Annotated in this window: 12 protein-coding genes; 3 read left to right on the top strand and 9 right to left on the bottom strand. The window is 64.9% G+C overall.

Annotation, left to right across the window (positions count from 1 at the left end):
* Positions 1 to 300: 300 nt before the first annotated feature.
* On the bottom strand, positions 301 to 3,039 hold the full coding sequence (gene polA, locus VGN46_RS12475) for a DNA polymerase I (RefSeq protein WP_331644034.1): 2,739 nt from the start codon (positions 3,037 to 3,039) through the stop codon (positions 301 to 303).
* 94 nt (positions 3,040 to 3,133) lie between these two features.
* Here polA and VGN46_RS12470 point away from each other — a divergent pair, with 94 nt between their 5' ends.
* Complete coding sequence (locus tag VGN46_RS12470; RefSeq protein ID WP_331644033.1) at positions 3,134 to 3,667, top strand: DUF2782 domain-containing protein; 534 nt, start codon at positions 3,134 to 3,136, stop codon at positions 3,665 to 3,667.
* A 93-nt stretch (positions 3,668 to 3,760) separates the two neighbouring features.
* Here VGN46_RS12470 and VGN46_RS12465 read toward each other — a convergent pair whose 3' ends face one another.
* Together VGN46_RS12465 and VGN46_RS12460 are read right to left on the bottom strand one after the other, a co-directional pair.
* Positions 3,761 to 4,459: a glutathione S-transferase gene (locus VGN46_RS12465; RefSeq protein ID WP_331644032.1), complete on the bottom strand. Its 699-nt coding sequence runs from the start codon at positions 4,457 to 4,459 to the stop codon at positions 3,761 to 3,763.
* A gap of 44 nt (positions 4,460 to 4,503) precedes the next feature.
* Positions 4,504 to 5,394, bottom strand: coding sequence for a LysR family transcriptional regulator (locus VGN46_RS12460; RefSeq protein ID WP_331644031.1), 891 nt, complete (start codon positions 5,392 to 5,394; stop codon positions 4,504 to 4,506).
* Positions 5,395 to 5,493: 99 nt separating this feature from the next.
* On the opposite strand from VGN46_RS12460, the gene VGN46_RS12455 reads away from it, so the two are divergent.
* Complete coding sequence (locus VGN46_RS12455; protein ID WP_331644030.1) at positions 5,494 to 6,504, top strand: bile acid:sodium symporter family protein; 1,011 nt, start codon at positions 5,494 to 5,496, stop codon at positions 6,502 to 6,504.
* Positions 6,505 to 6,551: 47 nt separating this feature from the next.
* Here the strand turns inward: VGN46_RS12455 and purH are convergent, their stop codons facing one another.
* From purH to VGN46_RS12440, 3 genes are all read right to left on the bottom strand, one after another.
* Positions 6,552 to 8,141, bottom strand: coding sequence for a bifunctional phosphoribosylaminoimidazolecarboxamide formyltransferase/IMP cyclohydrolase (purH, locus tag VGN46_RS12450; RefSeq protein WP_331644029.1), 1,590 nt, complete (start codon positions 8,139 to 8,141; stop codon positions 6,552 to 6,554).
* 64 nt (positions 8,142 to 8,205) lie between these two features.
* Positions 8,206 to 8,439, bottom strand: coding sequence for a helix-turn-helix domain-containing protein (locus tag VGN46_RS12445; RefSeq protein ID WP_247331966.1), 234 nt, complete (start codon positions 8,437 to 8,439; stop codon positions 8,206 to 8,208).
* Positions 8,440 to 8,659: 220 nt separating this feature from the next.
* Positions 8,660 to 9,499, bottom strand: coding sequence for a zinc-ribbon and DUF3426 domain-containing protein (locus VGN46_RS12440; RefSeq protein ID WP_331644028.1), 840 nt, complete (start codon positions 9,497 to 9,499; stop codon positions 8,660 to 8,662).
* Between the two features lie 64 nt (positions 9,500 to 9,563).
* On the opposite strand from VGN46_RS12440, the gene prmA reads away from it, so the two are divergent.
* Positions 9,564 to 10,463 carry a 50S ribosomal protein L11 methyltransferase gene (gene prmA / locus VGN46_RS12435; protein WP_331644027.1) on the top strand — a complete coding sequence of 300 codons (900 nt, stop codon included), beginning with the start codon at positions 9,564 to 9,566 and terminating at the stop codon, positions 10,461 to 10,463.
* A 42-nt stretch (positions 10,464 to 10,505) separates the two neighbouring features.
* Here the strand turns inward: prmA and accC are convergent, their stop codons facing one another.
* The 3 genes from accC to aroQ are packed head-to-tail and all read right to left on the bottom strand — an operon-like array spanning position 10,506 to position 12,845.
* Complete coding sequence (accC, locus tag VGN46_RS12430) at positions 10,506 to 11,876, bottom strand: acetyl-CoA carboxylase biotin carboxylase subunit (protein ID WP_331644026.1); 1,371 nt, start codon at positions 11,874 to 11,876, stop codon at positions 10,506 to 10,508.
* Between the two features lie 10 nt (positions 11,877 to 11,886).
* Complete coding sequence (accB, locus tag VGN46_RS12425; RefSeq protein ID WP_331644025.1) at positions 11,887 to 12,342, bottom strand: acetyl-CoA carboxylase biotin carboxyl carrier protein; 456 nt, start codon at positions 12,340 to 12,342, stop codon at positions 11,887 to 11,889.
* A 53-nt stretch (positions 12,343 to 12,395) separates the two neighbouring features.
* On the bottom strand, positions 12,396 to 12,845 hold the full coding sequence (gene aroQ, locus VGN46_RS12420; protein ID WP_331644024.1) for a type II 3-dehydroquinate dehydratase: 450 nt from the start codon (positions 12,843 to 12,845) through the stop codon (positions 12,396 to 12,398).
* Positions 12,846 to 13,016: the final 171 nt, after the last annotated feature.

The following is a 13,016-nucleotide window of genomic DNA, read 5'->3' as shown; positions in this document are numbered from 1 at the left end:
ACGGAATGCGGGTTAGGGCGAAAAAAAACCCCGGCAGCCAGGGGAGCTGCCGGGGCCGGGGTGGGATGGTCGGCCCAGGGGAAGACCGACCATCCACGGAGGCGGCCCCAGGGAGGTGGGGCCCACCGATGGGACGCCGTTGCGTGCGTCCGTAGATATAGACGGCTAACCGGGGTGAAAGTTGCAATGAATCCTGAAAAAAAGTCAGGGCGTGTTCATGGCTATGCGAATCAATGGTTTGGCGCACTTCAAATGAAGCATGTAAACGAAAATCTTACGATTTAGACGTCTAAATGCGGATCAATGCGCCTCATCCCAGTTCGCGCCCACGCCCACCGAGACCTGAAGCGGAACGTTAAGGGAAGCCGCGCCGCTCATCTTCGTTTCAATCGCAACCTTTACGGCCTCGACCGCGTCATCGCGCACTTCGAGCACGAGTTCATCGTGTACCTGCATCAGCAGGCGCACATCATCACGGCCCTCGATCCATGCCGCGACGGCGATCATGGCGCGCTTGATGATGTCAGCGGCGGTGCCCTGCATGGGTGCGTTGATCGCGGCACGCTCAGCACCGGCGCGTAGGGCCTGGTTTCGTGACTTCAGGTTCTCCAGATACAAGCGACGGCCGAACAAGGTTTCGACGTAGCCCTTTTCGTGCGCCTGTTCGCGCGTGGCATCCATGAAGGCGCGCACGCCGGCGAAGCGTGAGAAGTAGCGCGCCATGTAATCCGATGCTTCACCCCGATCAACGCCGAGCTGGCGGGCGAGGCCGAAGGCGCTCATGCCGTACATCAGGCCGAAGTTGATAGCCTTCGCGGCGCGACGTTGGTTCGTCGTGACCTCTTCGGGCGCCACGCCGAACACTTCGGCCGCGGTCGCACGGTGTACGTCGCCGCCTTCGGAGAACGCACGAACCAGGCCTTCGTCACCCGAAAGGTGAGCCATGATGCGCAGTTCGATCTGCGAGTAGTCGGCGGCGACGATGCGCCAGCCGGGCGGCGCCACAAAAGCCTGGCGGATGCGTCGGCCTTCCTCGGTGCGCACGGGGATGTTTTGCAGGTTAGGATCGGACGAGCTGATGCGCCCCGTGGCGACGGCGCCCTGGTGGTAGCTGGTATGCACGCGGCCGGTGCGCGGATTCACGATGCCGGCGAGCTTGTCGGTGTACGTGGAACGCAGTTTGGCGAGGCCGCGATAGTCGAGTATCAAGCGTGGCAACTCGTGTGAATCGGCCAGCGCCTCAAGGGCTTCCTCGTTCGTCGACGGCTGGCCGGTCGGCGTCTTTACCTTGGCAGGCAGGCCGAGCTCCTCGAACAGCACAACCTGAAGCTGTTTCGGCGAATCCATGTTGAATTCATGGCCTGCAGCGGTAAAGGCCTGCTGCTGGAGCTCCAGCATGCGCTTGCCCAGCTGCTGGCTCTGCATGCGTAGTTCGTTGGCGTCGATGAGCACGCCCGTTTGTTCCATCTTCGCCAGCACCGGCACCACGGGAATCTCGATGTCGGTGTACACCGAGCGCAGCGACGGCTCAGCCTCAAGACGCGGCCACAAGGCGTGATGCAGGCGCAACGTGATGTCCGCATCTTCGGCGGCATACTTGCCCGCGGTATCGATATCCACCTGCGAGAACGAGATCTGCTTCGCACCCTTGCCGCAGATTTCCTCGTACTTCACCGTGGTGTAGCCGAGGTAGCGCTGCGCGAGTGAGTCCATGTCGTGGCGCGTGGCGGTGGCGTTGAAGATGTACGACTCGAGCATGGTGTCGTGCGCGAGACCCTTTACTTCGATACCGTAGTGCGACAGCACGTTGATGTCGTACTTGCCGTGCTGGCCAACCTTCGGGCGCGATGCATCTTCGAGGATCGGCTTCAGCGCGCCCAGGACGTGCTCGCGGGAGAGCTGCGCCGGGGCGCCGGGGTAATCATGCGCGACAGGGATGTAGCAGGCCTTGCCGACTTCCACGGCCAGCGACACACCCACCACGTCGGCGAGCATCGCATCGATGCTGGTGGTTTCGGTATCGAAGGCGATAAGTGGGGCCGTCTCCAGTTTTTCCAGCCAGGCGGCGAGGCGATCTTCGGTCAGGACAAGCTCGTACTCGCCGGGGCCGCTAAAGACATCTTCGGCGATCACGGGAGCCGGCGGCGAAGGCGCAGTGGCAGGCGCGGAGGCGCGGGGGGTGGCCGTCGCGTCGGTGCCGTTGTCCAGGTCCTTCAGCGCCGCCTTGAAGTCGTAGCGCGCGTAAAGCTCGCGCAGGGCATCCAGATCGCGCGGGCGCATGGCGAGATCCGTTGGGCGCTGGTCGAGCGGCACATCAATGCGGATCGTCACCAGCTCGCGCGACAGCGGCAGGCGCGGAATGGCCGCGCGCAGGTTCTCGCCGATCTTGCCGCCGATCTTGTCGGCGTTGGCGATAAGCGCGTCGAGGTCGGGGTACTCGGCAAGCCACTTGGCGGCCGTCTTCGGGCCGCACTTGTCGACACCGGGTACGTTGTCGATGCTGTCACCCACCAGGGTGAGGTAATCGACGATCTGTTCCGGGCGTACGCCGAACTTCGCGATGACACCGTCGGTGTCCATCGTGGTGTTGGTCATCGTGTTGATCAACAGGATGTCGGGGCCGACCAGCTGGGCGAAATCCTTGTCGCCGGTCGAGATCACGGTGTGGATCCCTGCGGCGCTGGCCTGGCGCGCGAGCGTGCCGATCACGTCATCGGCTTCCACGCCCGGTACGCAGAGGATGGGGAAACCCAGCGCGCCCACGATCTTCATCATGGGCTCGACCTGCGCGCGCAGGTCGTCGGGCATGGACGGGCGGTTGGCCTTGTACTCCGCGTACAGGTCGTCGCGGAAGGTCCGGCCGGGCGCGTCGCAGACGAAGGCGACGTAGTCGGACCCTGCCTTCATGGTGGTGCGCAACATGTTGACGATGCCGAACAAGGCGCCGGTCGGTTCGCCGTGCACATTGGTCAGGGGCGGCAGCGCGTGGAACGCGCGATACAGGTACGAGGACCCGTCGATGAGCGTGAGCGTAGGCATCCGGGGATTCTCGCACGGGCCGCCGTGGACCGCCTGTTCACGTGGCGTGTGACCCGCGGCTTGCTATGCTTCCAGCCCCGTACGGAGAACCCCCATGAACCGCATGCACGCCCTTGCCGCCGCGCTGGTGCTCGCCCTGGCCTTGCCGGCCGCGGCGCAGACCGCCCAGGACCCGAAGTTGAAGGCGCTGCCGCCGCCGGGGCTGAATGATCCGGGCGTCAAGGCGGGCGAGCCGGACCGTTCCGGCCAGGCTCCGATTGAGCGGCCGGTACCGTATGACCAGGCGCCGCCGGAAACGCAGTCGACACCGGCCACCTCGGATGCCCAGGGCAGCAAGGTTTCCGCCGCGAACTTGCCTGCCATGCAGGACAACGGCCAGGTGGATGGAAATGGCAACGCCGCACCGCAGGTCACGGTCCACACCGAGGGTACGGATACGGTTGAGGAATACCGTACCGCGGGCCGTCTGACCATGATCCGGGTCACCCCTAAGAACGGCGTCCCGTACACCGTGATGGCCAACGAAAACGGCAAGCTGGTGCGCGATTCAGGTACCCGCAATATCAGCCCCGTCTACTACAAGGTCTACGAATGGGGCGCCGCCCCCAAGCCCGCCGGCTCCGACTAAACCTGTAGGAGCGCGCTTGCGCGCGATGGGTGCTCGCGGAGACACCCATCGTTGCGGTACCCCCCAATCGCGCGCAAGCGCGCTCCTACAAGGTTAGGCGTCGAGTTCGGCGTAGTGGCGGAAGATGCCGTCTTCACTGTGTGGGAGGCGGCGGTCGCTGGACAGGTAGGCCGCGAGGTTCGGTCGTGCGGCGACGCGCTTCGCCAGGTCGCGCAGTAGCGGCAGCTTCTGCTTCGCCATGCATTTCGGAAAGGCGTATTCGAGCCCCGACATGACCTGGAACAGCGACAGGTCCACGTAACTGAATTCGCGCAAGGCATACTTGCCGCCATTTCGCTCCAGCACCTTCTCGAAATACTGCAAGAACTTAGGGATTCGCGATTCGCGGAACTCGTCGGCCCGTCGCTTCGCTTCGGCCTTCTGGTCTTCGTAGTACAGCCCGGCGCCAACGGGGTGGTGCACGTCGTGCGCCTCGGCGACCAGATCGGTGATCGTCAGCTGCAACTGATGGGCATAGATCTGCTTCGCTTCACCCTCAGGCTCCAGGCTATGCCGAGGCGCGAGGTAATGCAGGATGTTGGCCACCTGCGCAATGACCAGGCGCCCCGCTTTGAGGAAGGGTGGCGCGTAAGGCAGCGCCCCATCGTGGTCGCCGTCGAGCCACCCCGTCATCACGGCGTCGCCTTCTTCGCGCGCCACGTCGACGTAGGGCGCTTTCGCATCCTCCAGCGCCAGACGGACGAACTCGCCGCGGCCCTGGATGCCGGTCCAGTAGTACAGCTGATAGGTCATGCGCGATCTCCTGCCATAAGCGACAGAGGATCGCCTTCGCGCGTTCAAGCCAGCGTGAGCGCGACGTCGCGAAAGGTATCCCAGACGGTCTGGGCGGGCGGCGACAGCGAGCGCGCACGGCGCCGCAGCAAGGTGACGTTGCGGTGCTCTTCCGGGGTGAGCTCCAGGGCCACCAGACCAGGCCGTAACGCATCCAGGGAAAGCGCGGGCGTCACCGTGACACCCAAGCCGGCCTCGACCATGCGGAAGGCCGTGTGCGGGTGGCCCACTTCGATGGCGACCCGCGCGGCCACGCCTCGCCGGGCGAGGATCGCATCGATCAGGCGTCGGCTGCCCGAGGCGTGGTCGAGCAACACCAGCGGCTCGCCGGACAAGGCCTCCCACGGCACATGGCCGCGCATGGCGAACGGGTGACTTGCGGGGCAGACCAGGCGGAAGGGATCGCGCAGGATGGTCTCGGCATCGAACTCTTCGTGCGTCGCCGGCTCCACGGTCAGGCCGAAGTCCACTTCGCCACCGCGAACAGCATCTAACACCTGCGCCTGGTTCTGGTCGCGCAGGATGATCTCAAGGGAAGGGTGCCCTGCCGTGCAACGCGCGATGCCTGCGGGCACCAGACCGGCGGAAAGGGTGGGGACAGCGGCGATCCGCACCCGGCCACGCAGCGGGTCCGCCTGGGTCCGGGCATGGCCCAGGACCGTATCGAGCTCGTCCAGGACCCGGCCCAGGGCCTGTTCCAGGTAGCGCCCGGCCTCGGTGGGCACGACCTCGCGGGTGGTTCGGTCGAACAGCCGCACGTCGAGTTCCGCCTCGAGCTCCGCGATAAGCCGACTTACTGCGGGTTGGGTAAGGTGCAGGGCCTCGGCGGCACGGCGGAAATGCCGGTGACCCGCCACGGCGAGAAAAGCACGGAGCTGGCGCATCGACACATTCATGCGCTTATCGTATCACTGGATAAGATAAAACGATTTGCCTTATCAACAGGGTGGCAGTGCAATAGCAGCTATCCCCTCCCCACCCTGCGTCCCGCTGCCATGCGCCGTTTCCTGCCCGACGGGTTCACCCTTTCGCTGATAGCTACCGTGCTGCTGGCCAGCCTCCTGCCATGTCGTGGCGTGGTCGCCCAGGGTTTCGAGGTCCTGACCGATATCGCGATCGCGCTACTGTTTTTCCTGCACGGCGCGAAGCTCTCGCGTGATGCGGTGGTCGCGGGGATGACTAACTGGCGCCTGCATCTCACCGTGCTCGCCAGTACCTTCGCCCTGTTTCCGCTGCTCGGTTTGTTATTGAAGCCCGTGCTGGCGCCGCTGGTGTCGCCCGACCTGTACCTCGGCATCCTGTTCCTGTGCACCTTGCCGTCCACGGTGCAGTCATCCATCGCGTTCACCTCGATCGCGCGCGGCAATGTGCCAGCTGCCATCGTCTCGGCGTCGGCCTCCAGCTTGCTCGGCATCTTCATCACGCCTTTGCTCGTGGGTCTGCTGATCGCGGGGTCGGGGCAGGGCGCGCTGTCATGGCATTCGATTAGCGCCATCGTCGTGCAGCTGTTCGTGCCGTTCGTCGCGGGCCAGATCGCCCAACGCTGGATCGGCGGCTGGGTGCGCAAGCACGCGACCATGCTCACCTTCGTCGATCGCGGTTCGATCCTGTTGGTGGTGTACACCGCGTTCAGCGCGGCGGTGCTGCAAGGCTTGTGGCACCAGCTACCGCTGCCGGTGCTGGGCGGCCTGGTCGTGGTGAACATCGTGTTGCTGGCGGCGGCGTTGCTGTCGACGCGCTACGGCGCGCGGGCGCTGGGCTTCGATACCGAGGATGAGATCACCATCGTTTTCTGCGGCTCGAAGAAGAGCCTTGCCTCCGGCGTACCGATGGCAAAAGTGTTGTTCGCCGGCCACCCGCTAGGGCTGATCGTTCTGCCAATCATGCTGTTCCACCAGATCCAGCTCATGACCTGCGCCGTGCTCGCCCGACGCTACGCCATGCGCAAACAACTTACCGCAAACCCTGTAGGAGCGCGCTTGCGCGCGATCGGCGACGCGGAATAAATCGAGCTGGCCGCGTCGCCGATCGCGCGCAAGCGCGCTCCTACACGTTAATGGCGGAAGTGGCGGATGCCGGTGAAGACCATCGCCATGCCGGCTTCATCGGCGGCAGCGATGACTTCGCTATCGCGCATGGACCCGCCCGGCTGGATCACCGCGGCGATGCCGGCCGCCGCGGCAGCATCGATGCCGTCGCGGAACGGGAAGAACGCATCGGAGGCCATGACGCTACCTGTCACGACAAGGCCTGCTTCTTCGGCCTTGAGGGAGGCGATCTTCGCGCTGACCACGCGGCTCATCTGGCCGGCGCCCACGCCAATCGTGCGCTGGTCTTTCGCGTAGACGATCGCGTTGGATTTCACCATTTTGGCGACGCGCCAGGCGAACAGCAGTTCATCCAGTTCAGTCGGGGTGGGCTGGCGCTTGCTCACGACCTTCAATTCATCGCGGGTCACCTGGCGATGGTCGGCGGTCTGCACCAAAAGGCCTGAACCCACGCGCTTGATGTCATGCGTGTTGCGGCCCGCGCCCAGCGGGATCTCGAGCACACGGACGTTGGCTTTCTTCGTGGCTTCGTCCACCGCGCCGGCTTCAACCACCGGCGCGATCAGTACCTCGACGAACTGGCGCTTCAGGATTACCTTCGCCGTCTCCGCATCGAGCGGGCGATTGAAGGCGATGATGCCGCCGAACGCTGAGGTTGGGTCGGTGGCGTAAGCCAGCTCATAAGCGGCAAGCGGATCGGCTGCGACGGCCACACCGCAGGGATTCGCATGCTTCACGATGACGCAAGCCGGCGCATCAAATTGGCGCACGCACTCCCACGCCGCATCGGCATCGGCGATATTGTTGAACGAGAGTTCCTTGCCCTGCAGTTGGCGGAAGGTAGCGAGCGTGCCTGCGGCGGGATACAGGTCGCGGTAGAACGCGCCAGCCTGGTGAGGGTTCTCGCCGTAGCGCAGGTCCATCACCTTCACGAAGCGGCCGTTCGATTGCGCGGGAAATTCCGCGCGACCGGTAACGGCCGTATGCGTTTCATCCAGCGTCACACCGGAGAGGTAGTCGCTGATCGCCGCGTCGTAATTGGAGACACGATTGAACGCCGCAACGGAGAAAGCGAAGCGCGAAGCGCGCGAAAGGCCACCGTTCGCTTCGATCTCATTGAGTGCCGCGTCGTACTGGGCCGGGTCGGTAAGCACGCCCACGTCGTTCCAGTTCTTGGCCGCCGCACGCAGCATGGCCGGACCGCCTATATCGATGTTTTCGATCGCGTCCGCAAGCGTGCATTCAGGGTTCGCTACGGTGCGTTCGAACGGATAGAGGTTCAGCACCAGCAGGTCGATCGGGACGATGCCGTGCTCGGCCATCACTGCATCGTCGGTGCCACGACGTCCGAGCAGCCCGCCATGTACCTTGGGGTGCAGGGTCTTGACGCGACCATCCATGATTTCCGGGAAGCCGGTGAGGTCACCGACGTCGCGAACCGGGATGCCAGCGTCACGCAGTGCCTTGGCGGAGCCGCCGGTGGAAAGGATCTCGACGTTGGCCGCGGCGAGGCGGCGGGCAAGATCGGTCAGGCCGCTCTTATCGGAGACGCTGATGAGCGCACGGCGGACGGGGACGAGGTCGGGCGAGGGCATATCTACTTTCCGGGAGGGGAAAGCGCGCCATTATAGCCGCCCAAACGCCGGGCGGCCGGTTTGCTCAGGAAATGCCGTGGGCGGCCAGCTTCTTGCGCAGGGTGGCGCGGTTGATGCCGAGTGCGGCGGCGGCACGGCTCTGGTTGCCTTCGTGGAAGGCCAGCACTTCGCGCAGCAGGGGACCCTCGACTTCACGGATGACCAGTGCGTGCAGGCCTTCACCGCCCTCGGTGTCGCCGATGTCCGCCAGGTAACGGCGCACGGTACGGCTGACGCATTCGCTGAGAGCACTCTGCATGGAGGTTTCGTTGGCGGCCTCGGCGGCAGTAAGTCTCACAGCGTTCAAGGCATGTCCCTCTTGCGCGCCGAAGCCAGGGGGCTCCGTGCGGTTCTTGTTCTCAGGTTCGCGGATGCGACGCGGGCGCCGCCTAAGGCTGGCCGGAAGTCGCGAAGGGGATTGAGTGTACTCGCCTGCCGGGGCGAAGTGCAGGCTTGCAAAAAGAAATTTTTTCGAATGGTCACTCGAAACTGAATGCGAACGCGACCGCGTGCTGGCCTGGGTCTTGCACCTCGAAGACCATGGCCGTCGTGGCGCCCCCGGTCAGGCCATGGGCGCGCACCGCGGCGTCGCCGACATAGTCTTCCGGCTGGAAGCGGCGCATGGCCAGGCGTTGCCCGTTCGCATCGGAAAGCACGATCGTGACAACGGGATAGGGCTGTGCGTAGCGCGCATCGTTGTGCACGCTGGCCGTGATCAGCAAGCCGTCGGGCACAGACGGATGCTGTTCAACATCGCGTGCCAGCAGCCGCAACTGGTCGGGCGCGGCCACCAGCGGCAACTGGCAACCGATCATCGTGCAGGCCGTCTGCAAAGCCGGGCCGAAGGTCGGGTCGGCCACCAGGGAATCGCGCTTGGCCCACGCCAGCTGCGCACCAAGGCCGAGGACCAGCAGCAGGCACACCGTCACCCACGCCGCGCCGCGCCACGAGCGCCGCTTGGGTGCGCGGACGAACTTCGGGGTGAAGGTGAGTTGCGTGAAGTCCTCTCCGGCCGGCGTGGCTTCGGCCACCCGTTCCGCCGCGCCTTCGACAGGCAGGCCTGGCAGCGGGTCAAAGGCCCCGGGCAACGATTCGTCCGCGCGCGGGCGAAACACGGCGACATCCGCCTGGGGCGGATCCTGGTCCAGCGCGTGCTCGACAAGGCGGGTGAAGGGCTCAGGCGGGAGCTGGCCCGCCAGGGTCCCCAGCGCGTTGAAGATGCTGCCGCAGTGGCTGCAGCGCAGGCAGCCGCAGGCGGGCACCAGCAGTTCTGCTTCCACTTTGTAGACGGTGAGGCACTCGGGGCACTGGGTGTACATCGTTCGATCATAGCGTGCGCGCCGGGTAGAATCGTCGGTCCCACCCTGTCCCGCTGGCCCGACGATGCCCTGGCTTGAACTTTCCCTGACGATCCGCGCCGCCGAACAGCCGCGCGTGGAAACTGCCCTCGAAGACCTGGGCGCGCTGTCGATCACGCTGCAGGACGCCGATGCGGAAACGCCCGACGAAGAGGCGATCTTCGAGCCTGGCGTGGGTGAGATTCCGTTGTGGAACCAGATCGTGCTGAACGCGCTTTTCGACATCGATGCCGATCGCCGTGGCCTCACGGCCGCTATCGCCGATGACCTGCCCTTCATCGAGCCGGCAGCCATCCGCTGGCGCGAAGTGGAGGACCAGGACTGGGAGCGCGTGTGGATGGATCAGTTCAAGCCCATGCCGTTCGGGCGGCGGCTGTGGGTGTATCCCTGGAATATCGAGCCGCCGGAAGACGGTGGCATCGTCGTGGTACGGCTGGACCCGGGCCTCGCCTTCGGGACCGGCACCCACCCGACGACCGCCATGTGTCTGGAGTGGCTGGATGGCCAGCAAATGGCTGGTCAGCTCATGTTGGACTATGGCTGTGGCTCCGGCATCCTTGCCATCGCTGCGCTGAAATGTGGTGCGGCGCGCGCCGTGGGCATCGATAACGATCCGCAGGCGCTCGTGGCGTCGCGTGATAACGCAGAGCGTAACGGTGTCGCGGAGCTGCTGGAGGTGTACCTGCCCGGCGAAGCCCCGACCGAATTGGCCGATGTGCTGGTCGCCAATATCCTTGCCGGCCCGCTGGGTGAACTCGCGCCGATCTTCGCGGCAGCCGTGAAACCGGGTGCGCCGTTCGCGCTATCCGGCATCCTGTTTGGCCAACACGAGGAATTGCTCGTGCGCTACGCCGAATGGTTCGAGGACCTCGAAGTGCGCCAGCTCGAAGACTGGGTGCGCATTAGCGGCCGCCGCAAGGGCTAGGAAAACCGGGATAAAAAAATCCCGCCGGGTGGCGGGATTTTTTTACTCAGCGTGTGGTGCTTCTTTTTCTTTCTGCTCAGCCATGCGCTTCTCCAGGTAGTGGATGTTCTGCCCACCTTGCTGGAAGCCGACATCGGCCATGATCCGCTGCTGCAGCGGGATATTGCATTTCACGCCTTCGATGACAGTCTCGTTCAATGCCATGCGCATGCGTGCGATGGCAGTGGCGCGATCCGGACCGTGGACGATGATCTTGCCGATCATCGAATCGTAGTTCGGCGGGATGCGGTAGCCGTCGTACAGGTGGGTATCCACGCGCACGCCTGGGCCGCCCGGCGCTTCGAAGCGCTTCACCGTGCCGGGGCTCGGCATGAAGGTGTCAGGATCTTCGGCGTTCACGCGGCACTCGATCGCATGGCCGGTGAGCACGATATCTTCCTGGCGGATCGAGAGCTTCTCACCACCAGCGATCAGCAGCTGCTCGCGAACGAGGTCGATGCCGGTCACCAGTTCGGTCACCGGATGCTCCACCTGGATGCGGGTGTTCATCTCAATGAAGTAGAAACGGCCGTTTTCGAACAGGAACTCGAACGTGCCCGCACCGCGGTAGCCGATACGCAGGCATGCGTCGACGCAGACCTTGCCGATCTCGGCGCGCATTTCCGGGGTGATCCCCGGTGCCGGCGCTTCCTCGACCACCTTCTGGTGGCGGCGCTGCATGGAGCAGTCGCGCTCACCGAGGTGGATTGCATTGCCCTGGCCATCGGCAAGCACCTGGATTTCCACGTGACGCGGATTCTCCAGGAACTTCTCCATGTAGACCTGATCGTTGCTGAAGGCGGCTTTCGCTTCCTGCTTGGTCATGACGATAGAGTTGGCGAGGTGGGCCTCGGTGCGCACGACGCGCATGCCGCGACCGCCGCCGCCGCCGGCCGCCTTGATGATGACCGGATAGCCGATCTCACGGGCGATGCGGATGTTCTCGTCGACATCGTCACCGAGCGGGCCGCCGGAGCCGGGCACGCACGGCACGCCGGCCGCCTTCATCGCGCGGATCGCTTCGACCTTGTCGCCCATGAGGCGGATCACGTCGGCGGTCGGGCCGATGAAGATGAAGCCGGACTGCTCGACCTGCTCGGCGAAGTTCGCGTTCTCCGAGAGGAAGCCGTAGCCCGGGTGGATCGCGCCCGCATCGGTGATCTCGGCGGCAGCGATGATGCGCGGGATATTGAGGTAGCTGTCGACCGAGGGACCCGGACCGATGCACACCGATTCATCGGCCAGGCCGACGTGTTTCAGGTTGCGATCCACGGTGGAGTGCACCGCGACCGTCTTGATACCGAGCGCGTGGCACGCGCGCAGCACCCGCAGCGCGATTTCGCCGCGGTTGGCGATGACGACCTTCTCAAGCATGGGTCTGGCCTCAGGCGATGACGAACATCGGCTCGTCGAATTCGACCGGCTGGCCGTTCTCGACCAGCACGGCGACGACGGTACCGGCCACGTCGGCTTCGATCTGGTTGAACATCTTCATGGCTTCGATGATGCCGATGGTCTCGCCGGCCTTCACCTGCTGGCCCACCGTCGCGAACGCCGGGGCGCCCGGGGTGGAGGCGGCATAGAACGTACCGACCATCGGCGCCTTCACGACATGGCCGGCCGGCAGGCCGGACTCAGCGGCCGGAGCTGCAGCGGCAACAGCGACGGGGGCGGCAGCCACCGGAACGGCGGCGACCGGCGCAGCGTAGACCGGCGCGGCAACCGCGCCCTTCGGCACGCGCGACAGGCGGACCACTTCTTCGCCTTCCTTGATTTCCAGCTCGGCGAGGTTCGATTCCTCGAGCAGGTCGATGAGCTTCTTGATCTTGCGCAGGTCCATGGGACAAACCTTTTGTTGGTAGGACGGGCGCCAGGGGCGCCACGAAAGGGGATTCAGGCCGCGGGAATAGCGAGGCGGAGCAGGGCGGCTTCAAGGCCCAGGCGGTAGCTGTCGCCACCAAAGCCGCAGATCACGCCGCTGGCCAGGTCGGACATATACGAGTGGTGCCGGAACGGCTCGCGCGCATGCGGATTGGAGAGGTGGATCTCGATGAACGGGATCGCTACCGCGGCCAGCGCATCGCGCAGGGCTACCGAGGTATGCGTGAACGCGGCGGGGTTGAACAGGATCCAGGCCGTGCCCTCATCGCGTGCCTGCTGGATGCGATTGATCAGCTCCCACTCGGCGTTAGACTGGTAATACGTCAGGTCATGCCCGGCCGCCTGGGCACGCGCCAGCAGCGATGCGTTGATATCGGCCAGGGTTTCGCGCCCGTAGACCGACGGCTCGCGCACGCCGAGAAGATTGAGGTTGGGTCCGTGCAGGACGAGGATCCTGGCCACTATTCACCTTGCCTGTGGTCCGGAACACCGGAACGCCGCGCAGTGTGCGCCTGTCCATCTGGCTTGTCCAGTTCGGTGGAGTTCGCCGCAGTTCGCGGTAGATCGCGACATTCCACACGCGACCGTATGGTCGATGCCCGTGTAGGAGCGCGCGTGCGCGCGATCGCGCGC

The sequence above is a fragment of the Luteibacter sp. genome (assembly GCF_036500425.1).
GTDB lineage: Bacteria > Pseudomonadota > Gammaproteobacteria > Xanthomonadales > Rhodanobacteraceae > Luteibacter.
This window is presented reverse-complemented; position numbering and strand designations above follow the sequence as displayed.

Excerpts from the sequence above, each read along its gene's own strand:
- polA (WP_331644034.1), bottom strand. The coding sequence starts at position 3,039 with ATGCCTACGCTCACGCTCATCGACGGGTCCTCGTACCTGTATCGCGCG.
- VGN46_RS12470 (WP_331644033.1), top strand. The coding sequence starts at position 3,134 with ATGAACCGCATGCACGCCCTTGCCGCCGCGCTGGTGCTCGCCCTGGCC.
- VGN46_RS12465 (WP_331644032.1), bottom strand. The coding sequence starts at position 4,459 with ATGACCTATCAGCTGTACTACTGGACCGGCATCCAGGGCCGCGGCGAG.
- VGN46_RS12460 (WP_331644031.1), bottom strand. The coding sequence starts at position 5,394 with ATGAATGTGTCGATGCGCCAGCTCCGTGCTTTTCTCGCCGTGGCGGGT.
- VGN46_RS12455 (WP_331644030.1), top strand. The coding sequence starts at position 5,494 with ATGCGCCGTTTCCTGCCCGACGGGTTCACCCTTTCGCTGATAGCTACC.
- purH (WP_331644029.1), bottom strand. The coding sequence starts at position 8,141 with ATGCCCTCGCCCGACCTCGTCCCCGTCCGCCGTGCGCTCATCAGCGTC.
- VGN46_RS12445 (WP_247331966.1), bottom strand. The coding sequence starts at position 8,439 with ATGCAGAGTGCTCTCAGCGAATGCGTCAGCCGTACCGTGCGCCGTTAC.
- VGN46_RS12440 (WP_331644028.1), bottom strand. The coding sequence starts at position 9,499 with ATGTACACCCAGTGCCCCGAGTGCCTCACCGTCTACAAAGTGGAAGCA.
- prmA (WP_331644027.1), top strand. The coding sequence starts at position 9,564 with ATGCCCTGGCTTGAACTTTCCCTGACGATCCGCGCCGCCGAACAGCCG.
- accC (WP_331644026.1), bottom strand. The coding sequence starts at position 11,876 with ATGCTTGAGAAGGTCGTCATCGCCAACCGCGGCGAAATCGCGCTGCGG.
- accB (WP_331644025.1), bottom strand. The coding sequence starts at position 12,342 with ATGGACCTGCGCAAGATCAAGAAGCTCATCGACCTGCTCGAGGAATCG.